21 protein-coding genes and 1 riboswitch are annotated in these 26,027 nt (G+C 51.2%); of the genes, 15 read left to right on the forward strand and 6 right to left on the reverse strand.

Translation table 11 applies throughout. The features are described from left to right. Positions 1 to 99 precede the first annotated feature (99 nt). Positions 100 to 1,341, reverse strand: coding sequence for an ROK family transcriptional regulator (locus WKI47_RS19220; RefSeq protein ID WP_340228790.1), 1,242 nt, complete (start codon positions 1,339 to 1,341; stop codon positions 100 to 102). Positions 1,342 to 1,961: 620 nt separating this feature from the next. Between WKI47_RS19220 and xylA the strand changes: the two genes are divergently transcribed. From xylA to WKI47_RS19235, 3 genes are all read left to right on the forward strand, one after another. Then, positions 1,962 to 3,275: a xylose isomerase gene (gene xylA / locus WKI47_RS19225; protein ID WP_340228791.1), complete on the forward strand. Its 1,314-nt coding sequence runs from the start codon at positions 1,962 to 1,964 to the stop codon at positions 3,273 to 3,275. A 332-nt stretch (positions 3,276 to 3,607) separates the two neighbouring features. Then, complete coding sequence (xylB, locus tag WKI47_RS19230) at positions 3,608 to 5,113, forward strand: xylulokinase (protein WP_340228792.1); 1,506 nt, start codon at positions 3,608 to 3,610, stop codon at positions 5,111 to 5,113. Between the two features lie 261 nt (positions 5,114 to 5,374). Next, positions 5,375 to 6,496: a transglutaminase domain-containing protein gene (locus WKI47_RS19235; RefSeq protein WP_340228793.1), complete on the forward strand. Its 1,122-nt coding sequence runs from the start codon at positions 5,375 to 5,377 to the stop codon at positions 6,494 to 6,496. A gap of 70 nt (positions 6,497 to 6,566) precedes the next feature. On the opposite strand, the gene WKI47_RS19240 is transcribed toward WKI47_RS19235, so the two are convergent. Together WKI47_RS19240 and WKI47_RS19245 are read right to left on the reverse strand one after the other, a co-directional pair. Continuing rightward, positions 6,567 to 8,036: an amino acid permease gene (locus WKI47_RS19240; RefSeq protein WP_340228794.1), complete on the reverse strand. Its 1,470-nt coding sequence runs from the start codon at positions 8,034 to 8,036 to the stop codon at positions 6,567 to 6,569. Positions 8,037 to 8,153: 117 nt separating this feature from the next. Beyond that, positions 8,154 to 8,340: riboswitch (Lysine riboswitch) on the reverse strand. 180 nt (positions 8,341 to 8,520) lie between these two features. Next, positions 8,521 to 9,669 (reverse strand): conserved virulence factor C family protein, encoded by a 1,149-nt coding sequence (locus WKI47_RS19245; RefSeq protein ID WP_340228795.1) that lies wholly within the window; start codon positions 9,667 to 9,669, stop codon positions 8,521 to 8,523. Positions 9,670 to 9,827: 158 nt separating this feature from the next. Here WKI47_RS19245 and WKI47_RS19250 point away from each other — a divergent pair, with 158 nt between their 5' ends. Together WKI47_RS19250 and WKI47_RS19255 are read left to right on the forward strand one after the other, a co-directional pair. Further along, positions 9,828 to 10,934, forward strand: coding sequence for an MBL fold metallo-hydrolase (locus WKI47_RS19250; protein WP_340228796.1), 1,107 nt, complete (start codon positions 9,828 to 9,830; stop codon positions 10,932 to 10,934). Between the two features lie 241 nt (positions 10,935 to 11,175). After that, a complete protein-coding gene (locus WKI47_RS19255) occupies positions 11,176 to 12,801 on the forward strand; it encodes an ABC-F family ATP-binding cassette domain-containing protein (RefSeq protein WP_340228797.1) in 1,626 nt (541 codons plus the stop codon). A gap of 201 nt (positions 12,802 to 13,002) precedes the next feature. On the opposite strand, the gene WKI47_RS19260 is transcribed toward WKI47_RS19255, so the two are convergent. The 3 genes from WKI47_RS19260 to WKI47_RS19270 form a co-directional block, all read right to left on the reverse strand. After that, on the reverse strand, positions 13,003 to 13,185 hold the full coding sequence (locus WKI47_RS19260) for a hypothetical protein (protein ID WP_340228798.1): 183 nt from the start codon (positions 13,183 to 13,185) through the stop codon (positions 13,003 to 13,005). Positions 13,186 to 13,361: 176 nt separating this feature from the next. After that, entirely contained in the window at positions 13,362 to 13,988 is a 627-nt protein-coding gene (locus WKI47_RS19265; RefSeq protein WP_340228799.1) for a hypothetical protein, read from the reverse strand. A 496-nt stretch (positions 13,989 to 14,484) separates the two neighbouring features. Beyond that, on the reverse strand, positions 14,485 to 14,652 hold the full coding sequence (locus WKI47_RS19270) for a DUF1328 domain-containing protein (RefSeq protein WP_340228800.1): 168 nt from the start codon (positions 14,650 to 14,652) through the stop codon (positions 14,485 to 14,487). Positions 14,653 to 15,022: 370 nt separating this feature from the next. On the opposite strand from WKI47_RS19270, the gene WKI47_RS19275 reads away from it, so the two are divergent. The 10 genes from WKI47_RS19275 (at position 15,023) to WKI47_RS19320 (ending at position 25,977) form a co-directional block, all read left to right on the forward strand. Then, positions 15,023 to 15,544 carry a DUF948 domain-containing protein gene (locus WKI47_RS19275; RefSeq protein ID WP_340228801.1) on the forward strand — a complete coding sequence of 174 codons (522 nt, stop codon included), beginning with the start codon at positions 15,023 to 15,025 and terminating at the stop codon, positions 15,542 to 15,544. 104 nt (positions 15,545 to 15,648) lie between these two features. Next, on the forward strand, positions 15,649 to 16,182 hold the full coding sequence (locus WKI47_RS19280; RefSeq protein ID WP_340228802.1) for a hypothetical protein: 534 nt from the start codon (positions 15,649 to 15,651) through the stop codon (positions 16,180 to 16,182). 81 nt (positions 16,183 to 16,263) lie between these two features. Continuing rightward, complete coding sequence (locus WKI47_RS19285) at positions 16,264 to 16,611, forward strand: general stress protein (RefSeq protein WP_340228803.1); 348 nt, start codon at positions 16,264 to 16,266, stop codon at positions 16,609 to 16,611. A gap of 187 nt (positions 16,612 to 16,798) precedes the next feature. Beyond that, on the forward strand, positions 16,799 to 17,962 hold the full coding sequence (locus WKI47_RS19290; RefSeq protein ID WP_340228804.1) for a fused response regulator/phosphatase: 1,164 nt from the start codon (positions 16,799 to 16,801) through the stop codon (positions 17,960 to 17,962). After that, positions 17,963 to 21,655, forward strand: a complete 3,693-nt coding sequence (locus tag WKI47_RS19295; RefSeq protein WP_340228805.1) for a response regulator — start codon at positions 17,963 to 17,965, stop codon at positions 21,653 to 21,655. It begins immediately after the preceding gene. A 74-nt stretch (positions 21,656 to 21,729) separates the two neighbouring features. Beyond that, positions 21,730 to 22,599 (forward strand): protein-glutamate O-methyltransferase CheR, encoded by an 870-nt coding sequence (locus WKI47_RS19300; RefSeq protein ID WP_340228806.1) that lies wholly within the window; start codon positions 21,730 to 21,732, stop codon positions 22,597 to 22,599. Between the two features lie 18 nt (positions 22,600 to 22,617). Beyond that, positions 22,618 to 24,276, forward strand: coding sequence for a response regulator (locus WKI47_RS19305; protein WP_340228807.1), 1,659 nt, complete (start codon positions 22,618 to 22,620; stop codon positions 24,274 to 24,276). A 118-nt stretch (positions 24,277 to 24,394) separates the two neighbouring features. Beyond that, entirely contained in the window at positions 24,395 to 24,733 is a 339-nt protein-coding gene (locus WKI47_RS19310; RefSeq protein WP_340228808.1) for an STAS domain-containing protein, read from the forward strand. 18 nt (positions 24,734 to 24,751) lie between these two features. After that, positions 24,752 to 25,207, forward strand: coding sequence for an anti-sigma B factor RsbW (rsbW, locus tag WKI47_RS19315; protein WP_340228809.1), 456 nt, complete (start codon positions 24,752 to 24,754; stop codon positions 25,205 to 25,207). Further along, complete coding sequence (locus WKI47_RS19320; RefSeq protein WP_340228810.1) at positions 25,204 to 25,977, forward strand: sigma-70 family RNA polymerase sigma factor; 774 nt, start codon at positions 25,204 to 25,206, stop codon at positions 25,975 to 25,977. The genes rsbW and WKI47_RS19320 overlap by 4 nt, the downstream gene beginning before the upstream one ends. The last annotated feature ends 50 nt before the right edge of the window (positions 25,978 to 26,027 follow it).

A 26,027-nucleotide genomic window follows, 5' to 3' on the forward strand; every position in this document is an offset into this window, starting at 1 on the left:
GGCTTTTTCGCTTCCGATCTCGGGTTTCGAGGTTGGTTGGTATTCGAAAATCGCAGAGAAACACAAAAAAGGCGCGCCATATCGGCTGCGCCTTTTTGCTTACAACGATACCCGTACACGTCCCAGAAATTGCGATACGGCCAGATGGGCTGCGCCCAGAACGGCGGACCGGCTACCCAACTCCGAGAAAGCAACGGCAAGCTCGCGTCGATGATAGGGAAGAGCGCGCTCCGCGATCGCCGCCAGCATAGCCGATTCGATCCAGGGCTTGGCTTCCGTTAACGGACCGCCGACCACGATTTTTTCGGGGTTAAAGCCATTGACGAGATTGGTAATGCCGATGCCCAGCCGCCGTCCGATTTCGTTATACATAGCAAGCGTTTCGGAATCCTCTCGCCTAGCGTATTCAATCAATTCGGCTGTCGTAAAAGTGGGAAGGCGATTTAAAGCTTCTGCTGAATCCACTAGTTTCGATCTGTTCGCCACCTCACCATGCTCGTTGTGCTGTTCATTTTGACCCGGCAGCGAAGCATAGGCGTAAGCCCGTTCCGACGCATACAGCTCCCAACATCCCCGGCTCCCGCAGCTGCATAGTCTCCCATCGCTTTCGATCGACATATGTCCGGTCTCGCCCGCGTAGCCCCAGGCTCCTTTGTAGAGTTGCCCGTCGATAATCATACCGGAGCCGATTCCCATCCCCGCGCTGACATAGACCAGATGCCTCACATGCCGTCCGGCCCCGTATTCGCGTTCGCCCGCCGCACCTGCATTGGCTTCGTTATCAATCACGACAGGCACGCCGAATCGATCTTCTATCCGCGACTTCAAATCTACGCCTTCCCAGCCCAGGTTGGGCGCAAACAGAATCAAGCCCGATTCATCCACCATCCCCGGTACCCCGATTCCGATTCCAACCGTTCCGTGCGGCGTCTCCGGAGCATCCTGCAACAACGGTTCAACCACTTCGCAGATCACATCAAAAGCCGTGTCCGGATCAAGTCCGCCCAGCGGAGCACTACGTTCAAGCAAAATCTCCCCATTCAAATCCGTCAATGCCGCCTTCACCAACGTAACCCCCAACTCAACGCCAACCACACATCCAGCCGCGCCGTTAAAAAGCAGCATCAACGGTTTCCGTCCGCCGCTGGACTGCCCAAGCCCGGTTTCCTCCACCAAATTCTGCTCCAGCAGTTCCAACGTCAAATTCGATACGGTCGCCTTATTAAGCCCCGTCCGCTCCGATACATCCGTTCTGGACAGCGGCCCTTTCCTCCGAATCGTATCCAACACAATCGACTTGTTCAATTTCTTGACCAACGCCTGATCCCCGGTCACCCTCATCCCTTATCCTCCATCCCCGTTTCGGAGCTTTGCCGTTTATCTATACAACCTGCCCGAATCTTTTAATCGCTTGATCATTTCCCTTTTACCGTTTAGGGTTCCCGCATCCCGGCCCTGTCTCAAACATTTACCTATCTTAATCCAATCCGCCCCTAAGCAAAAGAGCACCTTCGAATTTAAAATCTTTTGTGCTTTATATTTATACTGCCTTTATTCTTTTCTATTTTCTATTCTCTTTTGGCCTTTGGCGCCCCTGTTCTCGGAAGAAACCCGAAACAGGCAGCCCTCTTAAGCCTTGCGCCCCGAGCATCGAGGAGCGCTTCCTCTAATCCTGCGTCCCCAAGAGATGGGGGAGGCGGCCCCACGCCAACCTGCCTCGGCTCGGTGTTTTCGGCAGAAGCGACCTTTGGCTTTCCCGCAAGGGAAAACAACCGGAGCGCCTGACGAAAACACCGAGCCCTCCGCAACAAGGAGGAGTCCCCCGCCAGCCGCCTCCCCCAATTCTACCCCACAAAAAGTTTCCCCGAAAGACTTAGTTTATCCAATAGACAAAGTTTTTCGAATATGCTAGGATATCGATGTAAACGATTTCTGCGAAATAACAAGGAGGCATTTCTTACATGGCTTATTACGAAAATGTCGGTAAAGTGGCTTACGAAGGAAGTCAGTCGCAAAACCCATTCGCTTTTAAATTCTACAATGCGGACGAAGTGGTTCTGGGCAAAAAAATGTCCGAGCACCTGAAGTTCGCTATGGCTTACTGGCACACGCTCACGGCTGAAGGCAGTGATCCGTTCGGCGCAACGACAGCGATTCGCCCTTGGCATTCCTACTCGGGAATCGACCTGGCCAAAGCACGCGTTGAAGCCGGATTCGAATTCATGGACAAAATGGGACTGGAATATTTCTGTTTCCACGATATCGACATCACGCCTGAAGGATCTTCGCTCAAAGAGTTTTTCGCGAACATCGACACGATCGTGGATCTGATTGAAACAAACATGAAATCCAGCGGCAAAAAACTGCTCTGGAACACGGCGAACATGTTCACGAACCCGCGCTTCGTACACGGTGCGGCTTCCACTTGCAACGCTGACGTATACGCTCACGCAGCGGCTCAAATCAAAAAAGGTCTCGAAGTCGGCAAACGTCTCGGCGGCGAAAACTATGTATTCTGGGGCGGACGCGAAGGTTACATGTCCCTGCTGAACACAGACATGAAACTGGAGCAGGACAATATCGCCCGCATGTTCCACATGGCTGTCGACTACGCGAAAGAAATCGGCTTCGACGCTCAATTCCTGATCGAACCGAAACCGAAAGAGCCGACGAAACACCAATACGATTTCGACGCGGCGACGACGATTTCGTTCCTGCAAAAATACGATCTCGCGAAGCACTTCAAACTCAACCTGGAAGCCAACCACGCAACGCTGGCCGGCCACACGTTCGAGCACGAACTGCGCGTAGCCCGCATTAACGGCATGCTGGGTTCACTGGATGCCAACCAAGGCGATATGCTGCTGGGTTGGGATACCGACGAATTCCCGGTTAACGTCTACGACGCGACACTGACGCTGTACGAAGTGCTGCAAAACGACGGTCTGGGCAAAGGCGGCATCAACTTCGACGCGAAAGTACGCCGCGACTCTTTCGAAGCCGACGACCTGTTCCTGGCTCATATCGCAGGTATGGACACGTACGCCAAAGGCCTCAAAGTCGCAGCTAAACTGATCGAAGACCGCGCTTTCGAAAAAGTCATCGAAGAACGCTACAGCAGCTTCTCCGAAGGCATCGGCGCCGACGTGGTTGCTGGCAAAACGACACTGGCTTCCCTGGCCGAGTACGCGCTGAACAACGAAACTCCGCGTGCCAACAAATCGGGACGTCAAGAGCATCTTCAATCGATCCTCAACCAATATATTTATGGCTAAGGAATCTTCTACCCCTTCGGGCAAGAAGAATCCTGCACCCCGCGCTAAGCGAGAATCTTTGAAGATCTTTAAATGAATTAGGATTCACCTACCCCTCCGGGCAAAGTGAATCCCAGTTCCTCGCGCCAAGCGAAATCTTTTATTTCCCTTTTCCCAACCCGCTCCAAGTCAGGGCTTCACCTTAAAAAAAGAATCGCGCAAAGCGATCACCGCACCATAAATCGGACGGCTTCCCGCAAGCTCCCTTCGGGGAGGGAAGCCGTCCTTTTCCATGCTTCGCGTGTTTAAAAAGGCTCACGCCTTTCAGCGTCCCTACCCAAAGGAGGAAAATCATGAGTTACGTTATCGGAATCGACCTCGGCACGAGTGCCGTCAAATCCGTTCTTGTCGACAAAACCGGCACCGTCGTCAGCGAACAGTCCGAAGCTTACCCGCTGTACCAACCGAAACCGGGCTACAGCGAACAGGAAGCGGAAGACTGGGTCGACAAAACGATCCTTTCCCTCAAAAACCTGCTGGCTTCTTCCGGCGTGAAAGCCGAAGAAATCGAAGGCATCAGCTTCTCCGGCCAAATGCACGGCCTCGTGCTCGTCGGCGAAGACGGACGCGCTCTGCGCCGCGCCATCCTCTGGAACGATACGCGCACGACGCCGCAGTGCCGCAAGATCGAACAGGTCCTCGGCGACAAGCTGCTCAAGATCGCCCGCAACCGCGCGCTCGAAGGCTTCACCCTGCCGAAAATCCTGTGGGTGCAAGAACACGAACCGGAAATTCTGGAACAAGCTTCGCTGTTCCTGCTGCCGAAAGACTATGTGCGTCTGCGCCTCACGGGCAATGCCGCGATGGACTACTCCGACGCGGCAGGTACATTGCTGCTGGACGTCGGCGGCAAAAAGTGGAGCGAAGAGATCGGCGAAGCGTTCGGTCTCAAACCGTCGTTGTTCCCGGCACTCGTCGAGTCGTTCGACGACACGGGTTCGCTGCTGCCCGAGATGCAGAAGGCAACAGGCCTGACAGACGTGACGCGCGTCTATGCAGGCGGCGCGGACAACGCCTGCGGCGCAATCGGCGCAGGTATCCTGAACGAAGGCCAAACGATGTGCAGCATCGGCACGTCCGGCGTCGTTCTGTCGTACGAGACTCGCCGCGACCTGGATTTCGAAGGCAAAGTCCACTTTTTCAACCACAGCGAAAAAGATGCTTTCTATATTATGGGCGTGACACTTGCGGCCGGTTACAGCATGCAATGGTTCCGCGAGACGTTCGGCGGCGAAGCTTCGTTCGAAGAGTTGCTTGCCGGCATCGGCGAAGTGGCGCCGGGCGCGAACGGGCTGCTGTTCACGCCTTATATCGTAGGCGAGCGTACGCCGCACCCGGATGCGGATATTCGCGGCAGCTTTATCGGCATCGACGCGAGTCACAAGCTTCCGCACTTTGCCCGTGCCGTGATGGAAGGCATCACGTTCTCGCTGCGCGAATCGATCGATATCCTGCGCGCAGCCGGCAAAACGGTCGATAAAGTGGTGTCGATCGGCGGCGGCGCGAAAAACCGGGAATGGCTGCAAATGCAAGCCGACGTATTCGGTGCCGACGTCGTGAAGTTGGAGAGCGAGCAGGGTCCCGCGATGGGCGCAGCAATGCTGGCGGCTTTCGGCAGCGGCTGGTTCGAGAGTCTTCAGGACTGCGCGCGCGAATTCATTCGCGAAGCCAAGACGTACACGCCGGACGCGCAGCGTGCCGAGACGTATAGCAAGCTGTTCGACGTTTACCAAGACGTATATGGTCAGACAGCCGAATTGAATCGCAAGCTGGCGGCGTTCCGCGGCGGCGATCAGTAAAAACCAGGTTTTATTCGTACCCGATTCGATGCAAAAAGCCGATTTCCCGATGCGGGGAGGTCGGCTTTTTGCCGTGCAGATGCAGGAAAGGAGGGACGGGGCTGTAAAGTTGCTTTTTGACGGAAGACGTTCATAATAAATAAAAAGGGGCTTTTTTAAAAAAACTTAATCAATCCGTTTGCCGATCCGTTACAGTTCTCCGGTCAGGGTGCCGATAAAGGAAATAGAAACTTTCGTCAATGAAGGGGAGAAGGCAAGCACATGAAGGAAAACGCAAAAAGACAGCTATTGAAGATGGGCACCGCGCTCGCACTGGTGGCGGGAGGAACGCTTGGAGGATTTCAGCCGCTGACCGCTACACCGACCGTCAGTGCGGCAACCGTATCGCAAACCCAGGCGCAAAAGCAACTGCAAGCGCAGTTGTTTGAGGCGTTATCGGCGCATAAGGATAGCGTGAAGCTGACCTATGCCGGGGGAATCAATGAATTGAAAAAAGCGATCGAGCCGGCATTGGACGAGGCGATCGCTCAAAATCCTTATATTCATTACACCATGAAAGGCTATGCCTATTCGCTGCGCGGCAACAACTCTTCGGCTACGGCTGAGGTCAAGTTGACGTATCGGGAGACGGCGGAGCAGAGTGCTTACGTGCACAAACAAGTCGCGGCTGCGCTCAAAGAGATCGTCACGGACGACATGAACGATCATTTGAAGGTCAAAGCGATTCACGACTGGGTCGTGCGTACGCTCAAATACGATACCACCCTTTCAAAATTCACGGCGTATGAAGGGCTCAAAACGGGAAGCACCGTGTGCCAGGGATACGCGCTGCTCACTTACGACATGCTGATCCAGGCGGGCTTTGAAGCGAATATCGTCGAAGGGTATGTCGGAGACGAAGCGCACGCGTGGAACATGGTCAAACTGGACGGCAAATGGTATCAGATCGACACGACTTGGGACGATCCGGTGCCGGACCGCGGCGACCGCGTCTCGACCTCGTATTACTTGGTGACCGACACTCAGTTGAAGCAGGACCACACGTGGAAAACAGCGAATTACCCGAAAGCCGTGACTTCGTACAATGAAACGTTGGAGCTGCTGATCGCCAAAGGCACGACGGGAGCGAAAGAACTGCGCACGGCGCTGGGGTATACCGGATCGTCCAGCAGCCTCGTGTCGACGGCGGCTATTTTGCAGCAGATCGTTCAGGATGCGGCTCAAGAAGGGCAAAACAGCCTGACCTTCCGCTATCAAGGCACGAAAAATAAGTTGAAAAACGATTTGTTGACGCTCTATAGTTACGGAGTATCGCCGATCGGCTATACCAGCAAATCGCTCAGCGGATCGAACAACTGGCAGGTTACGTTATATTGGAAATAAAACAAAGAGCCTTCGCCGGAAATCCGGAATCGAAGGCTCTTTTTGCTTGTGGGTAAAAAGGATATACGAATTACATATCGTCACGACCGCTAACATCGCATTGGTCGAGCGGAACGACTTTGGTGCCTTTTGCGCGCTTGTAGCCGAACCACAGAATCAGGAATAGCGGCACGCTCAGGTAAGTCGCGATCAAGCCCAGCCAGTCGACCGTGCCGTTTTCAATCGTAGACAGGCTTTGCCCGACAATGACGAACAGGCAGAGCACGAAAGCGAACAACGGACCGAACGGAAACCAACGCGCGCGGTACGGCAATTCGTCGAGGCTGTGTCCTTGTTTGATAAAAGCACGTCGGAAACGGTAATGGCTGATCGCGATACCGACCCAGGTGATAAAGCCGCACATGCCGGAAGCGTTCAGCAGCCACGTATACACGACCCCGTCGCCGAAAAACGAAGCCAGGAACGCCAGCATGCCGACAGCGGCGGTCACGATCAGCGCATGGATCGGCACGCCGCCGCGGGTGAGCTTGGCCAGGAACTTCGGCGCTTTGCCTTCGACAGCCAGGGCGTACAGCATCCGGGTCGACGCGTACATGCCGGAGTTGCCTGCGGACAAGACCGACGTCAGGATGATCGCGTTCATGACCGCCGCCGCGAAAGCGAAGCCGGCGCGTTCGAACACGAGGGTGAACGGGCTCGTTCCGATTTGATCCAGATCGCTGCTCAGCAGATTGGGATCGGTGTACGGAATCAGCAGACCAATGACGAAGATCGCCAGGATGTAAAAGATCAGAATGCGCCAGAATACCTGCTTGATCGCGCGGGGCACGTTGCGTTTCGGATTTTCGCTTTCGCCCGCCGCGACGCCGATCAGCTCGGTGCCCTGGAACGAGAAGCCTGCGGCCATGAAAACGCCCAGGAAGGCGAAGAATCCACCGTTAAACGGAGCGGAAGCGACGGTGAAGTTGCTGAAGCCGACGGCTTCGCCGCCCATCACGCCGAAGATCATGGCAACGCCGATGACGAGGAATACGATAACGGTGATGATTTTGATCAACGCAAACCAATATTCGGCTTCGCCGTAAGCGCGTACGGACAATGCGTTTAACAAGAACAGAATCGCCAGGAAAAGGACGCTCCACAGGAACGACGAGCTGTCCGGAAACCAGTATTTAATGATCAGCGTCGCTGCGGCAAGTTCCGCGGCTATCGTCACGGCCCAGTTGTACCAATAGTTCCAGCCCATGGCGAAGCCGAAAGCCGGATCGACGTAGCGTCCGGCATAGGCGCTAAACGATCCCGGCTCCGGGGAGTGGGTCGCCAGTTCGCCGAGACTCGTCATCAGGAAGTAGACCATAATGCCGACCGCGGCGTAAGCGAGCAGCGCGCCGCCGGGACCGGCGCTGGAGATCGCGCCGCCGCTGGCGAGAAACAGCCCGGTTCCGATCGCGCCGCCCAGGGCGATCATGGTCATATGTCGGGCTTGCAGGCCTTTTTTTAACTCGTTTTTGCGTGGTGCTTTTTGCGGTGAAGCTTTCATGGGGTTTCAACTCTCCTCGTGTGGTTTTGGATGCCACGAAAAGAAGCTTACGGCAAAAAGCCGACAGACACGGGTCCGCCGGCAAGGCAAATTCCGCATCGCAAACGCGCTTCGTTTCGTGAAGATAGCTCAACACCTGCCCGGAAGCAGGTGACAGTTCCGTTCCTTTCGGAGACGGTCCCAGCATGGCATCCAGATCAGAGAATGCCATGCTTCGGCGGGTGCGCCTTTCCGACCGGGATCATCGGCGCTCTGCTGCGCCTCCTCCGGTGTACTGATCGCCACCGCAACCTCTACCTCATCACCGGTTCGATCTCGGGTGCGATGAGGGGAAAACTATTCGGTTCAAAGGAAAAAGCCCTGCGATCCGCAGGGCGAATAACTTTCACAGTATACGGGATTGTCTATGATGGAGCAACCCTATTTCGCACGATCTTTTAAAACCGGTTTACAATCAAGGAGTTGGTCGGTTTCGACGTCCGTCTTAAGCGGACTCGATTGGTTTTTGACGGCTTTTCGCCATCTGCTGCCAGATCGTGCCTGCGGCTTCTTCGCCGGAATCGATCCGTTCCAAAGCCATGCGCGCCTGAAGGCCGACTTCGAACTCCGGATCGTTGGAGGCTTGTTCCAGCGCGTCCCGTGCCGCGTCCGTACCGACTTCGTACAAGAAGCGGGCTGCGCGCCAACGTACGATTTTACTGCCGTCGGTCAGCGATTCGAGCATGACCTGCGTAGCGGAAGCATCCCCGATATCCGACAACGTATCACCTGCGGTGCGGCGGACAGCCGGAGAACCGTCCTTCATGGCGCGGAACAGCAACTGCATCGCTTCCGGCGTTTTCAGATCCCCGAGGTAGACGACCGCCAAGCGGCGAATTTGCATTTTGTCGTCGCTCAAGGCCTGTTCGATCAACGGGAGGTTTTCCATGCTGACTTCCATCGCTTCCAGCGCGGAATAGCGTCGGCGCCAATCTTCGTTTTTCAACGTAGCTTCGATCTCGGCTTGCGACCATTCGCGACGTTGTTCCACGAACTCTTCGGCTTTGGCTCCGTGAGCGATCGCTTGTTTGATGACGCGTTCGAGGCGCTCCTGGGGAAACGCCGCTTCGAGTTCCTGTTCCACTTCGCGCGCGATGTCCGGCAGGTCGCCGTAGCGCACGCCGTAATCGGTCAATTTGCGTTCTTTGATCATCGTGGCGCTGGCGACTTCGGTTACCGCGTCGACAAAGCGTTTTGCAAGGCCGATCCGTTCTTCCTGCAAGCCGGATTTGACCCGGATTTGCATCGGAATGCCGCGGAAAAATTGCACGAAAACCTGAGCTTCGCCAAAATGTCCGGCCGCGTCTTCGATGTCCGAGTCGATCGGCTGCTCGAAGCGCGTGCCGAATACGTCTTGCACGCCGGAGAGGATCGCAGGCCAATCGGCGCCGCCTTTGCGGTCGATCGCCATGAAGTCAGCCGTGTGGAAAACGCTTTTCATGCCTTCGATATGCAGCAGCCGCGCAACGATCGGCGGCGCGGAACGTTCGTTGTCGAGCGTATATGTTTTTCGGATACCCGCTTCCAGTGTTTCGTCCAGATGAAGTTTCATCGTGTTTGGGCTAGGGGTAGGTTCGATCAATTTGATTTTCATGAGTTGTCCAACCTCCTTCTTTCTTATTTTACACGCTGCAATACGAAATGTCACAATAGGAAAAGAGCCGGTTCATAAAAAAATTACGCTTTCTTAGTCGATATAAGCAAAGAGAGGGTAATGGGATAGAGAGGCAATCTAGCGAAGGAGGAACGGATATGCCCAAGGTTAAATATTTGAACGGAAACAATACCCCGATGGGGAAAACGCTCAAAGAACATCGCGATCGGCATCTGCATCGCAGACGGAAGAAACGCGATTATTCTTATATTATTCCCAGTCAGCCAGCCAAATTGGATTACCTGACGGATAATCGCGACGATGTGACCATCACCTGGGTGGGTCACTCGACTTTTTTGATTCAATATGCCGGGCTGAACATTTTGACCGATCCGATCTGGGCCAAACGGATGGGGATCGGCAAACGGTTGACCGAGCCGGGGATTCCGATCGAAAAAGTGCCGCCGATCGATCTGATTCTGATCTCGCACTCCCATTACGACCATATGCACATCGCGTCGATCCGCAAATTGCAAAGTCCCAAAACGCAAATCGTCGTACCTGTGGGTTTGAAAAAAAAGCTTGCCCGCAAGCAGGTTACCCGGTGCATCGAATTGTCCTGGTGGGAGGAGATCGTGATCGAAGGAGTGAAGATCACTTTCGTGCCGACCCAGCACTGGACGCGACGGACTTTGTTTGACGCGAATACGTCGCATTGGGGCGGATTCGTGCTCGAACCCGCCGACGCGGTGAAAGAGACAGCGGCAACCGTCGTCGGCGAACACGAAAAACCGGCGTACGAGCGCCATGCCGATCCGTCGTCTATCGACTCGGCGGGCAAAGCGAAATGCGGGCGCTGGAACGACTCGTTGAACGCCAACGTGTCGGCGGACGGCGAACCGCTTCCGCCGACGGTTTATTTTGCCGGGGATAGCGGATATTTCGCGGGATTCAGGGAGATCGGCGAGCGATTCCGCGTGCATATCACGCTTATGCCGATCGGGGCGTACGAGCCGGAATGGTTCATGGGACCGCAGCATATGAATCCGGAGCAAGCGCTGCAAGCGTTCCGCGACGTCGGAGCCGAGATCATGATTCCGATGCACTACGGCACGTTCAAGCTTTCCGACGATACGGCGGAAGAAGCGTTGGCGCGCCTGGAAGCCGAACGGCTGCGCACCGGGACGTCCAGGGATTGCATCAAGTTGATGATTCACGGAGAGACGATGATCGTCCACGCGCAGCAGAAAGTGATCGAATCGTAAAAGTCGCGGGATTGCAGACGGTTAGGCATGATCCGCCCCGGTATGTGCCGGGGCGGATTTTGGCGCGAACGTATGCAGCGAATGAATTTTTACCGGAAAAGCAGCAGGAAACGTCTTACGAAACACCTTTTTATGCTATAATAAGCTTTTGAAAAGAACATCAGACTTTCAAGAAGAATCAGGTTTTGCGGCGCGTTATCGGCGTTAAGCAAAAAGTTTATAATAAAGGATGGGAATGCACATGATTAGCACAAGCGGCGTAACGCTTCGTTACGGCAAAAGACCTCTTTTCGAAGACGTCAATATCCAGTTTAACCCGGGGAACTGTTACGGTCTGATCGGCGCCAACGGCGCGGGTAAATCGACTTTCCTCAAAATTCTTTCCGGCGAAATCGAAGCCAACCAAGGCGAAGTTTCGATCACGCCGGGTGAACGTCTGGCCGTACTGAAACAGAACCATTTCGAATATGACGAGTATCAAGTGTTGGAGACCGTGATTATGGGTCACAGCCGTCTGTATTCGATTATGAAAGAAAAAGACGCGCTGTACGCGAAAAGCGACTTTTCCGAAGAAGACGGCATCCGTGCCGGCGAACTGGAAGGCGACTTTGCGGAGCTTAACGGTTGGGATGCCGAATCCGATGCTGCCGCGCTTCTGATCGGTCTGGGCATCGTACGCGACATGCACGACAAAAAGATGGACGAACTGAGCGGCAACGAGAAAGTCCGCGTCCTGTTGGCCCAAGCGTTGTTCGGTAATCCGCAGATCTTGCTGCTGGACGAACCTACCAACCACTTGGACATTGAATCGATCAACTGGCTGGAGAACTTCCTGATGGGCTACGAAGGCACCGTCATCGTCGTTTCTCACGACCGTCACTTCCTGAACAAAGTCTGCACGCATATCGCGGACATCGACTTCGGCAAAATCCAGCTGTACGTCGGCAACTACGACTTCTGGTACGAATCCAGCCAACTGGCTTTGCGCCTCGTTCGCGACCAAAACAAGAAAAAAGAAGAAAAGATCAAAGAACTGCAAGCTTTTATTCAACGCTTCTCGGCGAACGCTTCGAAATCCAAACAAGCGACTTCGCGTAAAAAGCAACTCGAAAAGATCTCGCTGGACGATATCCGTCCTTCGAACCGCAAATATCCGTTTATCAACTTCAAGCCGGAGCGCGAGGCGGGCAAGCAACTGTTGACCGTCGAAAACCTCAGCAAGTCGATCGAAGGCGAAAAAGTGTTGGATAATTTCAACCTGGTCGTCAACAAAGGCGACAAGATCGCATTCGTTGGCCCACATGGCCTACCGAAATCGACGCTGTTCGATATCGTCATGGGCGAGCAGGAAGCGGATGGCGGCGAATACACATGGGGCGTTACGACGACCCAGGCGTATTTCCCGAAAGACAACTCCGAATACTTCGACGGCGTGGACCTGAACCTTGTCGAATGGCTGCGTCAGTATTCGAACGATCAGGACGAGACGTTCCTGCGCGGATTCCTTGGACGTATGCTGTTTGCGGGCGAAGAAGGCCTGAAAAAAGCCAGCGTTCTGTCCGGTGGCGAGAAAGTTCGTTGTATGCTGGCAAAAATGATGCTGAACGGCGCCAACGCGCTTATCATGGACGAACCGACCAATCACTTGGATCTGGAGTCTATCACGGCGCTGAACAACGGTCTGATCGATTTCGACGGCACTCTGCTGTTCGTTTCCCATGACCATCAGTTCATTCAAACGATCGCGAACCGTATCGTGGAAATTACGCCGAACGGCGTCATTGATCGCGTAATGACGTACGACGAGTACCTGGAGAGCGAAGAAGTGAAAGAGCTTCGTAATCGTATGTACACGGTACAAGTGTAAGATATAGCATGTCATCGTTCCAAAAGCTGCTTTGGACAAAGGGAATCTCCTCACTGTCCAAGCGGCTTTTTTTTCATCCTTTTGAAAAATGCACAGGTCGGATCAAATTCGACTATCTGACGATATGCACAAACACTGAAAAAGCCCGATTTCGGCGTAGGCCGGAATCGGGCTTTTTCAGTGTTTGCGCAAAAGATCGGCTTACGATCCTCCGGTACGGCGGCGTTGATTATTTGGTTTTTTGTTATTTTGGGTCGTCAGCTTTTTGGTTTCGTTACCATGGAAGCCGCCTTTGTTTGAACCGTTTTGCTGCTTCTTTTGCTCCAGCTTATTGCGAATCGCTTCGGCTAGATCGACTTTACGGGTTCCTTTTTCTTCGGTCATACGGAACTCCTCCTCGCTGGCGCAGCCTTGTCTGACATCCCTTGAACGAATGCCGTGCGACTGCGGATTTCTTCTTTATATTATCCGCTTTCACCCGGCGGAACAAGAAGAAAAAAGAAAAGCTCTGGCAGATGCCAGAGCTTCTTGATGTGGAAGTTTGTTAGGAAAGGAGTCGATTACTCAACTACGATCCAAGCCAGACCCATCCAAGTGTAGATTTCTACCCATTGGCCGCTAGCAGGGTCAGTTTGACCATTACCTGTCGTATCGAGCTTTTGGGGTCCGAGGTATCCGATCATTGTGCCGCCTGGGGATTTGTAGAACGGCGTCATGCTAGTCAGGTCGATCGTTGGTGTTGGGTTAACCGACACTTTAGATGGATCGTTAGGGATTGCTGGACCATCCGTGCCTGTGCCTGGCGTCGTTGGCGTAGTCGGGTTAGTTGGAGTTCCCGGAACCGTAGGTACGACCACGGTTGTGAAGTTGGAAGAAATTCCGCTTCTTACGCCTTGCAGCAGTTTGCTGAAGCGCTCCATGTCGTCTGCGTTCGTGAACGGGTTAGCTGTAACCCCTTCCAGAACGTATACTACGCTACCTGTATCGTTGAGTACAGTTCCCAGTACCGCTTTGTTGGAAATCGCATCCCAAGCCGTTTTTTCATAACCGCGAATCGTAGCGAACTTTACTGCGTCTGTCGAACCGTTAGGAGCGGCAACTTCTGGAGTATATGTAAAATCAACTTTGTATACGCCGCTTTCTCCTACAGTTCTCAGTTGTTCAGCCGTATATTCTGTGTTTTTCACTCTGGAATCCCAGTATGCAGGAATCAAAAAGCTAAAACCATTTTGGTTGCCCACGAAGCTCGCGGATGCGCTTGTCTCCACTACCGGAGTATAAGTAGCATCTGTCACCGTAGCCGAAGTTTCAGCCGCCGAAACCGCTGTTGCCAGGCTGCCCATCAGCAAAGCCGAAGCTGTAAGTGTAGTAACGAGTTTTTTCATGAAAATAAACCTCCTTTGTGTTTGGGAGCTTGTTTGCTCCATCCTGCTATAAAAATAAACCCTAGCTTGAGGAATGAACCAACCTTGCAAAAAAAAATAACAGAATCGTAACTTGTCTCATAGAAGTAAGAGATTAGGATAAACGGCGTGAAGTTGTTATAATCGCTGTAGTATCAATGGTTGCTCGCTTATTTCGAACGAAACCGTTGTCGAAAATAACAGTTAAAAAGGGGGAATAAAAAAATAAAAAAACCGCTCCACAAGGAGCGGTTCGGTAACGAAACACCGTTGCCGGTCGTTAACGTGTTGATCGACCGCGGCCGAAGAACAGAGAAATAACGAACAGAGCCAAGAATACCCAGAACAAAACTTTAAAGATTGCCGCTGCCGCTTCGATGATGCCGACGAATCCGAAAATCCCCAGCACGACCGCGATCACGAGCAGAATCAAAGACCATTTCAACATGATTGTCACCTTCCTTTTTTTAAATTCGAAATCCGGTACAGTTCGTAAAGGCAAATCAAGAAACGAAAATCGTTGCATTTTCTTCGTTAAATTCCCCTAAATGGAAGTTAAAAAGAAAATTTGAATATCCTTGGCGATACATTATTAATAGAAGGAATTCGGCGCGTCCCCGATTTTTGTTTCCGTTGTCTCGTAGATTTCAATTAACCGGGCATTTTCTTGTTGAAACAACGTCCGCTCCGGCAGCGGCGTACGCCTTTGCTGTTTTGTTTCGGGTAAAAAAGCTCAGGGTAACTATGCAGTAAAGCAAGAGATGTTTCGAAAATGAAACAAACAAAATAACGGATGTGGAGAAAGCGAGGTTTTATATGTGGTTTGGCAATGGGCTTTGATGGTAGTGGCGGTGGCTTTTGCGGTGCTGATCGTATTTTTGATCAAAACGTTGCAAGCGGGAACCAAAACGCTGGAAAATACGGCGCAGACGTTAAAAGAAGTACAAAAAACGATGGACGAATTAACTTATGAAGTGAAGCAGGTTGTTCGTCACACCAACGATATCGCGTTGGATGCGAATCACAAGCTGAAGCAACTTGATCCTGTGATGGAATCGGTCAAGAACCTGGGACAACTTCTGAACGAAGTAACGCTGGTTAGCCAACAGTATTCCCACCGCATGATCGAAAAAGCCAAACATCATCGCGAAAACAAAGAAAAGCAAAAACGGGAAAACGGAGGCGCAGCGTTGCTTCCGGAATCCGAAGAAAGCCCGGCTGTTCAAAGCTACAAAGCGACCTACGGAAGCGAAGGGCGCAGCGGAGAAGGCGTAGGCGTACAAAAGATTGTGAAATGGATCGATACAGGTGCTTCGGTGTGGCAGAAGTTCCGCCGCTAACACCCGTCTCCATTTAAAAAAGGAACAATCGTCGTTTGTGCGTCACTGGACCGCGTAGAAGTAGGTTGCCGGAGTCCTTGAAGCGAAACGAAAGGATGAGAACAATGTTTACAATCATGATGCTGCTCACTGGAATGTTATCTTCTCTTTCGGCGCCGGATCTTGTTCCTTCTCATAACGTGGCTGCGGTGAACGCACCAACGATTGTTCAATCCGCTTTCGTACCTTCCGAGCAAGCTCCCGTTTCTGTCTACCCGTCCCAATCAGGCGTGGAGACACTAAACGGACTCACACTTCAGGACGACATCGAAGACGCGAATCGTTTATACGGCGAAGCCGCTAATAAAATTCCTGCCTATATGGCCGGAGACGAATACCATTATGGAGATGTAAAAGTCGGCGCTTATGAAAATTGGATTTATTATGTATCTGTTCCGGGTAGCGCAGGTAGCTTTAATCTCAATGGTCAAGACCTGCCAATGGACAGTACTCGAATTCAGCAACAATTAGGTACGCCGGATTTTACCGCTGATGATGGCTTCGGCTACGAACATGATGGGCAAGCAATCAAAATATTTATCGATCCTTCAAGCGGCAAAGTTCGAAGCGTGGATTTATTTGATAACACTTCGATATAAACCTGTTTCAAACTCAAGCTATACGGGTAAATGATAATTTGTGCCCGTTGTAAAGCAATTTGCAAAGGAGCGTGCGCAATTATGGATGCTGCCAATGCCAAGGCTTATGCAAAAATTGTAGAAAACGGCATTCAAGCGGTCGAAACAATCCGCGAACTTCGAATGACCGGTTACACCGGCGATCAACTGTTTGTCCTTGCGTACGATGATGGGCATACCGAACTGACGGCTGAAGCCGCAGGAGCCCGTCCTATTCTCCCCAATCCGGATGAGCCGGATCTGAAAGGAACGCAAATATTCAGATCCAGTGCAGAAGAATTGCGTGAGCGTATTGCAGGCATGGGTTTTTCCGAAGAGGAATCTACGTATTATGAAGAACAACTTGAGACAGGGAAGGTACTGGTTGTCGCTCTGACACCGGCGATCTGAAGCACAGAAGCGCCTCCCCGATCGATTTACCGCCTTTTGGCGGATTCGAGGTATAGATAAGGAATGGGAACTTAGCGTCCCATTCCTTATCTATGTTTGTGGAATCTTTTACAAGATGTTGAACAAAAGGTTGGATAAGGTTAGAGAACCAGCATTATAACGCGGCTAACGCAAGAGGGAGAGGATTATGAAGATTCTAGTTGTCGACGACAATCCTACCAACGTCATTATCATTCGTGAAATTTTAAAAAAAGAAGAATACCGGAATATCGAGATTGCGTCTTCCGCTCGCGAAATGTTTTCCATTTTGGGAGTGGCCGATCTCGATCCGCAGGTCAAAGCCAAAAATTCGGATATCGATCTGATCTTGCTGGATATGATGATGCCGGAAATGGACGGAATCGAAGCATGTCGCATCGTACAAACCTATGAGCATCTTCGCGATATTCCGATTATTATGGTTACGGCTGTAGGCGATTCCAAAAAGCTGGCCGAAGCTCTTGATGCCGGAGCAGGCGACTATGTTACCAAGCCGATCAACAAAGTCGAGCTGATGGCCCGGATTCGCCTTGCCTTGCGCTTGAAGCAGGAAAAAGATTGGCATAAGGAACGCGATCAGCGCATTCAGGATGAGCTTAAATTGGCTGCTATGGTTCAAAATGCCGTATTAAGCCTTCCGGTCGATGACCGAAATATCGGAATCGATGCTTTGTATAAACCTTCCTTTGAGTTGGCGGGGGATTTGTATGCTTGGTATCCGCTTGGAGACGGTCGCTACGGGATTATTTTGTTGGATATGATGGGACATGGCATATCTTCGTCGTTGTTCACCATGTTTATCGCTTCGGTTCTCAAAGACACGGTTGTGACCTATGTGGACCCGGAAAAAGTTATTCAGGAATTAAATCGTCGCTTCAATCAACTGCATATCGAAAATCAATTAATCCAATACTACTTTACAGCGATTTATATGGTTGTGGACACGCGTTTCAAACGGATCGACTATGTGAATGCAGGTCATCCTCCGGGATTGCTGTTCCGCGGTGAAGAAGTCGTCAAGTTGGAGCGTTCTTCTCACCCGGTGGGATTGTTCGATCGCATCGATGCAGAGCCACAAACGGTTTCCTACGAAGACGAAAGCCACTTGGTCCTTTACACGGATGGATTGCTTGAAGCGGTTGACGGCGAACAGGAAGATCAGCTTGCGTTTTTGGTTTCCCATCTCAGAGGAGAGCATGCTTTCAATAAGCCGCGAATGGAAGAGACCTTTTTCGTAGGTGAACCCGATGCCGAACAGGATGACGATAAGTGCCTGGTATGGATCTCACTGAAAGAAGGAGCGGCTGAATAAATGAAAATAAAGACCAAACTGGTCGTCGGATTTTCCGCGCTTCTACTGATTATGTTGTCGTTGTCGTTAGCAAGTTATGACCGAATGAGTTATATGAATGATCAGATTGACCGCGTGTATCAGGATCGTTATTTGAAAGTCCGTTACAGCAGCGGGATGAGAGGCGAAGTCAACAACATCGCGACCGAACTTGCCAACCAACTGCTGGGCGGTCAAGCGTCCGCTTTGTCGGAAAGCCGTCTGCTGATCGAAAATTCCAAAGAACGCGCTCAAGAGTATTGGAATTGGATTACGGCGGAGCAAGGTTCTGCGGAAGAGAGGCGCTTGGTCAACAACGTAGGCATCGCCTGGGAAAATTTCTCGTCTTACGAAACCGATTTGATGCAGTTGCTTGAAAACGGGGAGCTGCAACAAGCACAAAATTATCGCGATACGACAGGCATGGGGCTGCAAAAAGCGGCTCTGAGTGCAATGAACGAGTTATCCAACTATCAGGATCTTCAGGTCGAAGCCGAAGTGGATAGCGTCAAAGCTTCCTATCAACGTTCCACGCAAATCACTACGGCTTTCCTCGTCGTCGGTTTGCTGCTCGGGCTAGGGATCATGATGTGGATCATTCCGAGCATCACGCGGGGATTGAACACCGTTTCCATGATGATCTCCAGTTTTGGAAAAGGTCGTTTGAAAGCGATCCGCCGGATCAAAGTAAAGTCGAAAGACGAGATCGGCACCGTCGCGAGCGTTTTCCAACAGATGGCTCAGGATATCGAAGAAAAACAAGCGATCGAACGGGCTTACGCAGAAGCGCAAAACAACCAAGCCTGGATCAATTCGAATATGGCCCGGATCACCGACGTATTAAAAGGGATCATGTCGCTGGAAAAGGTTTCGCAGACTTTCGTTAGCGAGTTTACGCCGGTATTGGGAGCGGAGTACGGCGCATTGTATTTGGCGGATTTGAAAAATCCGAACGAACTGAACCTATACGGTACATACGCTTTTTCGAACGAACAACACGCCAAATCCAATCCTTCTTTTATCGTCGGAGAAGGGTTGCTCGGACAAAGCGCGGCCGATCGTCGCACGATCGTGCTCGAAGAAGCTTCGCAGCAGTATATTCGGATTCATTCGGCGTTGGGCGAAAGTCCCTCCGCGCAGATCCTGATCCATCCGATCGTAACGGAAGGCGAGTTGATCGGCGTATTCGAGCTTGCTTCGTTGACTCCGTTCAATGATCTTCAGCGGCAATTGCTTGATCAGTTGTTGACGAACCTGGGCGTGATCATGAACAATATCAACGGGCGTTTGAAAGTCGAAGAGTTGCTGCGTGAGTCGCAGGCGCTGACCGAAGAATTGCAATGCCAATCGGAAGAGCTTCAGACTCAGCAGGAAGAATTGAAACGTTCGAACGAAAGCCTCGAATCGCAAACCGATGCGCTCAAGCGCTCCGAAGAACAGCTCCAGCGTCAACAAGAAGAGTTGGAACATTTCAATACCGAGCTTATTGCAAAGACCCGTGCTTTGGAAGAACAAGTGCACGAGACCGAAGAGAAAAACCGCGAAGTCGAACAGGCTCGGGTGCAGCTGGAACGTCAGACGATGCAGTTGGCCGTATCCAGCAAATACAAATCCGAGTTCTTGGCGAATATGTCGCATGAGTTGCGCACGCCGCTGAATAGTTTGTTGATTTTGTCGCAATTGCTCGCAGAAAACAAACAAGGCAATCTGGAACCGAAGCAAGTCGAATACGCGCAGACGATCTATATGTCCGGTGCGGATTTGCTCAAAATGATCGACGAAATTCTGGATCTGTCCAAAGTGGATGCAGGCAAAATGGAACTGAATCGCGAGCCGGTAGAGCTTGACGAGATCACGACGTTCGTGGTTAACAACTTCTCGGCAGTCGCGGAGAAAAAAGGCATCGATCTGAATATCGAAGTTGATGCGGCTCATTTGCCGAATGCGTTGTTGACCGACGGACATCGACTCAAGCAAGTACTGCGCAATCTATTGTCCAATGCGTTCAAATTTACATCCGAAGGCTCGGTAACCTTCCAAGTCCAAGAAGCGAAGCCTGAACATTTGCCTGAATATTTGGAGAAAAAGCGGAAATTCATCGAGTTTTCCGTAATCGATACGGGCATTGGCATTCCGCAGGACAAAACGGATATCGTATTCGAAGCTTTCCAACAGGTTGACGGCACGACCAGTCGCAAATACGGCGGAACCGGCTTGGGCCTTTCGATCAGCCGCGAACTGGCGAAGCTGCTCGGAGGCGGAATCGAACTCGACAGCGAAGACGGCCGAGGCAGTCGCTTCACGCTCTATGTGCCGAAATTAACCACGTATGCCTCCGGTGAAGATTCAGGGGACAAAATCAACGCCGCCATGCAGCTTCTTCAACCAAGTGACGATGAACGAATGATCGCAAGACGCAGCCAGCCGGCGGCGGTCGAACCGATCGCGCCGAAGCCGAACCGTCCAGAGATCGAGGATGATCGCGACAGCGTGATACCTCAGGACAAAGTACTGTTGATTATCGAAGACGATCCGAAATTCGCCGTCATCCTGCGCGATATGGCGCGCGGCAACGGCTATAAAGCGATCGTTGAGGTTCAAGGCGATACAGGTCTTGAAACGGCGCGAAGCCGAATGCCGGATGCGATCATTCTGGATATCCAGCTTCCGGTGATCGACGGTTGGACGATTTTGAGCGAATTGAAGAGTAACTCCGAGACACGCCATATTCCGGTCCATGTGGTGTCCGTCGTCGATGATGTGAAGCAGGGACTGATGATGGGCGCGATCGCATATCTGAAAAAGCCGGCTAACAAAGAAGGGTTGGAGCGCGCTTTTTCCTACATTGGTTCGTATGCGGACAAAGGGCTCAAGCATCTGCTCATCGTCGAGGATGACGATGTACAACGCCATGCCATTATCGAGTTGATTGGACACGACGACGTAGCGATCAAAGCTGTAGGGACCGGAGCGCAAGCGCTGGAAGAATTGCAGCGTCACCGTTACGACTGCATGGTATTGGATCTGATGCTGTCGGATATGACCGGGTTCGAGATGCTGGACCGTATCCGCGAAGACGAACGCTTGCGCGATCTGCCGATTATCATTTACACGGGTAAAGATCTCGACGCCAAAGAAGAAACCAAGTTGCGGCAATACGCGGAGTCCATCATCGTCAAAGATGTCAAATCGCCGGAGCGTTTGCTTGACGAGACTACGTTGTTCCTGCACCGGGTCGAAGCCGATCTGCCGGAGGACAAGCGCAAAATCCTGCAAAAGCTGCATAACAAAGAAACGCTGTTCGAAGGCAAGAAAATTCTGCTCGTCGACGACGATGTGCGAAATGTATTCGCGTTGTCGAGCGTTCTCGAAGGTTACCGGATGGACGTGACCTTTGCCGAGAATGGCCGCGAAGCACTTGAAGTTTTGGAAAATCAGCAAGACTTTGATCTGATTTTGATGGATATGATGATGCCGGAGATGGATGGTTACGAAGCAATGCGTCATATTCGGCAGCTGCCTGAGTTTGAGCGAATTCCGATCATTGCCTTGACGGCAAAAGCGATGAAAGAAGACCGAGGCAAATGTATCGAGGCCGGAGCATCCGATTATGTCAAAAAACCGATACAAACGGAGCAACTTCTTTCGTTGATGCGCGTTTGGTTGTATTCGTAAGCAAAAGTTTTGGGTAATAAACAAAGATTAACGACGATCTTCAAGATTTTTTTAGATAAGCTGAGGTTGAACCTATGACATTCAACGGATTTCAAGAAACGACCACACCGGAAAATAATCCCGATTTGACCGAGCGCGAGACCATTGAAGCGGATCTTCTGCTTGAAGGCGTGCATCGATTATATGGATACGATTTTCGGAATTACGCCAAGCCGTCGCTTATGCGTCGGATTTGGCACCATGTGCACGCGGAGAACCTCGATACGATCTCCCAACTTCAAAATAAAGTGCTGCATGATCGATCCTGCTTTGAGCGTATGGTACAGAGCCTTTCTATTCCGGTAACCGAAATGTTCCGTGACCCGGAGCTTTTCCGTACGTTTCGCCGCGAAATCGTGCCCATCCTGCGAACCTATCCGTATATCCGAATCTGGCATGCCGGTTGTTCGACGGGAGAAGAAGTCTATTCCATGGCGATTCTGTTGCATGAAGAAGGGCTCTATGACAAGGCGCGCATTTATGCCACCGATATGAACGACCGTTCACTGAAGCAGGCCAAAGAAGGCATTTACGGGATCGAGAAAATGAAGCTGTACACGAAAAATTATTTGGAAGCCGGAGGTACGCAGTCTTTTTCGGACTACTACACCGCCAAGTACAACTCGGTCATGCTTCAGCCTTATCTGCGTAAAAACATTATCTTTGCCGAGCATAATCTGGCGACCGACCGTTCCTTCAATGAATTTAACGTTATCCTTTGCCGGAACGTTATGATTTATTTTAACGACACGCTCCGGGATCAGGTGCATGGACTTTTCTACGAGAGTCTTAGCCGTTTCGGCATTCTCGTTCTTGGTTCGAAAGAGTCCATTCATTTCACTCAATTCAGTGACTGCTATGAGCCGCTGGATCGGGTCGAAAAGATCTATCGGAAGATTAAATAGAAAGTGTAGGGGGATTCCATGGTGGTTCAAGAGCCCATTCATATCCTGTTGGTTGACGACCGTCCGGAGAACTTGCTCGCTTTGGAAGCCGTTTTGGGGAGTGAGCGCTATACGCTTGTGAAGGCAACTTCGGGTGAAGAAGCGCTTCGCTGCCTGCTGAAGGACGAGTTTGCAGTTATTGTGCTCGATGTGCAGATGCCGGGCATGGATGGTATCGAGACTGCAAAGCTTGTCAAAGCCAGAGAGAAGACAAAAGATATTCCGATTATCTTCATCTCCGCCAACAGCAAGGAATCCGAGCATTTGTTTGCGGGTTATTCCGCGGGCGCAATCGATTATATGGTAAAACCGTTCATCCCCCAAATTTTGAAGTCCAAAATTGAGGGGTTCGTTAGCATGTATTTGGCCAATAAGCGTCTGAAGGATCAGACCACACTTTTGCATCAGAAAAAGCAGGAGTTGGAGAAGATCAATGAAGAACTGGTCAAAGCGAAAGAAGCGGCTGAGATCGCAGTCAAGGCCAAAACCGAGTTTCTGGCCATGATGAGCCATGAGATCCGTACGCCGATGAATGGGGTTATCGGTATGATCGATTTGTTGATGGAGACGGAGCTGAAGCCTGAGCAAAAGGAGTATACAGAGATTATTCGCGGCAGCGCGGATTCGCTCGTAACGGTCATCAACGATATCTTGGACTTCACCAAAATGGAATCCGGCAAGATGGAGCTTGAAGAGCATCCTTTTGAACTGAAAACATGTATTAGCGAAGTTTTTAATCTGTTTACGATGGAAACGACGCGAAAGAACCTAGAGATGGTATACTTTACAGAGGAATCGGTACCGGAGCTGCTATACGGCGATATGACCCGTTTGCGGCAGGTACTGATTAACCTAGTGGCGAATGCCGTGAAGTTTACCGATCAAGGCGGCATTTACCTCGTCGTCTCCAAACGAGCGGAAGAAGATGGCCGATTGATGCTGGAATTTGCGGTTAAAGACACCGGAATCGGCATTTCGCCGGACAAGGTGCACCGTTTGTTCCAACCGTTCTCGCAGCTTGATTCTTCGATGACTCGAAAATACGGAGGTACGGGGCTTGGCCTGGCCATTTGCAAAACGTTGGTCGAAATGATGGGCGGCAATATTTACGTTGAGGCCATGGATGAAGGAGGAGCTACGTTTATCTTCACCATCCAGGTTCAAGCTTTTCAACCCGACGAACCCATTCCGTTTCAAAACGAATCTTTAAACGTATTGCATGAGGACTCGGGCATTCCTGCATCCGTATTGATTGTGGACGATCACCCGGTTAACCGTAAGCTTATGCTCAGCATGTTGGGCAAGATGGAAGTGTCGGCCGCAGCTGCGGAAGACGGAGAGCAGGCATTGCAGATGTTAGGGGACCGGGCTTATGATTATGTATTCATGGATCTGCAAATGCCTGTGATGGACGGAATTGAGGCAACGAGACGCATTCGGGAACAGTTCCCGGCGGGGACAGGCCCGGTGATCGTGGCGATGACAGCGAATGTAATGAACGACATTCAGTCACGCTGTCTTGAAGCCGGAATGGACGATTATATCAGCAAGCCGGTCAAGATGGCTGGAATCAAGCAAGTGATCACACGTCATTTGTCGGCATACCGCGGTTATTCGATCAACAGGGCCGCTCATTAAGCTATTTGCAAGCTCTGGTTTCGAACGCGGTTTGCGGATGAGGAACTGTCGGCTTTCGTTTCAATCGCTTGGTTTATGTTTAATAAGCTTAGAAAACATTTTTTTAGGGAGAATGTCTATGACTACAAACAAAAATGATAAGTTCAACGCTAGAACGGTTTCTGAAGAAGGCAAAAGCATCGTCTATTTGAGTGGGGAACTTGATTTATCTGTAGCGCCTGACTTTCGCCTTGTGATGGAGCCGCTTGTAGGGGATTCCGAGGTCGATTTGGCCATCAATTTGAAAGAATTGAAGTATATCGACAGTACGGGGATTGGCATTTTGCTGTCTATTTTGAAAGCACGGCATTCTGCAAATGCTTCGTTTAGCGTCGAAGAAGTGCCGACACAAATTCAAAAGCTATTCGATATGACAGGCATCGCCAAATTTTTTGAACCCCAAGAGAATTCCCAATAGGAAAGGATCGAACAACGCATGAAAGCAGATCAAACCGTTACCCTCAACTTACCGGCTACCGCCGACTATGTGGATATTGTACGGCTGAACCTGTACGGCATCGCGTCCAAGATGGGTTTTTCCTATGAAGACATCGAGGATATGAAAGTTGCCGTGTCGGAAGCCTGCAATAACTCAGTTTTATATGCGTATGGACAGGAAGGAGGATTAGTGGAAGTTGTCTTTGGCGTAACCAGAGAAGAACTTACGATTACGGTCAAGGACGAAGGCGTAAGCTTCTCGTTGCCAGGCAACGAACCTTCCGATACTGCCCCTACGCTGCACGACAAAGATTTGCACGATGTGGAAATCGGCGGCCTTGGTTTCTATCTGATGCAAGCTCTTATGGACGACGTTAGTGTTGCCAGCGAGAGCGGAAAAGGAACGCAGGTCATTTTGACCAAGCGTCTCACCAGGAGTGAGGAGAAAGTATGAATGATAAAGTGACCCCGCCTGAATCCATGTCCGAAGCGGTGTCCTTGATTTGGGAATATCAGCAGACCAAGGACAACGACATCGCCACGGTACTGATCAAAAAGTATGAACCGATGGTGAAGATGGCCGCAGGCAAGATTGCCAGAAATCGGCCTGATCTCTACGAAGACTTGTATCAGGTTGGTCAAATGGCATTGATTCGCCTGCTTCAACAGTACGACATCCAATTGGGGATTCCTTTCGAACCCTATGCGATGAAAAGTATGATCGGGCATATGAAGAACTTTTTGCGCGATAAATCATGGTACATACAGGTGCCTAGACGAATCAAGGAAAAAGGAGCGCTCGTCCAACAGGCCATCGACGAATTGACGGTTCGCTTGGAGCGTTCACCCGATGTAAAAGAAATTGCGCAATATCTCGACTTGAGCGTAGAAGAAACGGTGGAAGTGTTGGCCGGACGCGAATGCTACCATTACGTTTCTCTCGATTCTCCGCTTTCCCAAGAAGAAAGTGCCGCAACGCTTGGAGAACTGATCAGCTCGGACGTCAACGACTATGATACGGTCGAACGGCGAATGGACCTTCAACAGGCACTTAGTCAGCTGAAGGAGCAGGAGCAGAAAGTGCTGCTGCTTGCTTTCCAGGAAGGTCAATCGCAGCGTGCAATCGCGCAAAAGCTTGGCGTTTCCCAAATGAGTGTATCCCGAATTCAAAAGCGGGCTACGGAAAAACTCAAACAGATCATGTCCAATTCGTCTTCGTTATGAATATAGAGATTCAATATTCGTATCCTGTGACCGTGCCTCTTCCTTAACGG

It is taken from the genome of Saccharibacillus sacchari (assembly GCF_037722395.1).
In the GTDB taxonomy this organism is placed as follows: Bacteria; Bacillota; Bacilli; order Paenibacillales; family Paenibacillaceae; genus Saccharibacillus; species Saccharibacillus sacchari_A.

Bases quoted from the DNA above. Each gene is read 5' to 3' on its own strand.
- WKI47_RS19270 (WP_340228800.1), bottom strand. From the start codon at position 14,652: ATGTTGAAATGGTCTTTGATTCTGCTCGTGATCGCGGTCGTGCTGGGG.
- WKI47_RS19305 (WP_340228807.1), top strand. From the start codon at position 22,618: ATGGTGGTTCAAGAGCCCATTCATATCCTGTTGGTTGACGACCGTCCG.
- WKI47_RS19310 (WP_340228808.1), top strand. From the start codon at position 24,395: ATGACTACAAACAAAAATGATAAGTTCAACGCTAGAACGGTTTCTGAA.
- xylA (WP_340228791.1), top strand. From the start codon at position 1,962: ATGGCTTATTACGAAAATGTCGGTAAAGTGGCTTACGAAGGAAGTCAG.
- WKI47_RS19220 (WP_340228790.1), bottom strand. From the start codon at position 1,341: ATGAGGGTGACCGGGGATCAGGCGTTGGTCAAGAAATTGAACAAGTCG.
- WKI47_RS19240 (WP_340228794.1), bottom strand. From the start codon at position 8,036: ATGAAAGCTTCACCGCAAAAAGCACCACGCAAAAACGAGTTAAAAAAA.
- WKI47_RS19245 (WP_340228795.1), bottom strand. From the start codon at position 9,669: ATGAAAATCAAATTGATCGAACCTACCCCTAGCCCAAACACGATGAAA.
- WKI47_RS19280 (WP_340228802.1), top strand. From the start codon at position 15,649: ATGTTTACAATCATGATGCTGCTCACTGGAATGTTATCTTCTCTTTCG.
- WKI47_RS19250 (WP_340228796.1), top strand. From the start codon at position 9,828: ATGCCCAAGGTTAAATATTTGAACGGAAACAATACCCCGATGGGGAAA.
- WKI47_RS19235 (WP_340228793.1), top strand. From the start codon at position 5,375: ATGAAGGAAAACGCAAAAAGACAGCTATTGAAGATGGGCACCGCGCTC.
- xylB (WP_340228792.1), top strand. From the start codon at position 3,608: ATGAGTTACGTTATCGGAATCGACCTCGGCACGAGTGCCGTCAAATCC.
- WKI47_RS19290 (WP_340228804.1), top strand. From the start codon at position 16,799: ATGAAGATTCTAGTTGTCGACGACAATCCTACCAACGTCATTATCATT.
- WKI47_RS19255 (WP_340228797.1), top strand. From the start codon at position 11,176: ATGATTAGCACAAGCGGCGTAACGCTTCGTTACGGCAAAAGACCTCTT.
- WKI47_RS19295 (WP_340228805.1), top strand. From the start codon at position 17,963: ATGAAAATAAAGACCAAACTGGTCGTCGGATTTTCCGCGCTTCTACTG.
- WKI47_RS19260 (WP_340228798.1), bottom strand. From the start codon at position 13,185: ATGACCGAAGAAAAAGGAACCCGTAAAGTCGATCTAGCCGAAGCGATT.
- WKI47_RS19300 (WP_340228806.1), top strand. From the start codon at position 21,730: ATGACATTCAACGGATTTCAAGAAACGACCACACCGGAAAATAATCCC.
- rsbW (WP_340228809.1), top strand. From the start codon at position 24,752: ATGAAAGCAGATCAAACCGTTACCCTCAACTTACCGGCTACCGCCGAC.
- WKI47_RS19320 (WP_340228810.1), top strand. From the start codon at position 25,204: ATGAATGATAAAGTGACCCCGCCTGAATCCATGTCCGAAGCGGTGTCC.
- WKI47_RS19285 (WP_340228803.1), top strand. From the start codon at position 16,264: ATGGATGCTGCCAATGCCAAGGCTTATGCAAAAATTGTAGAAAACGGC.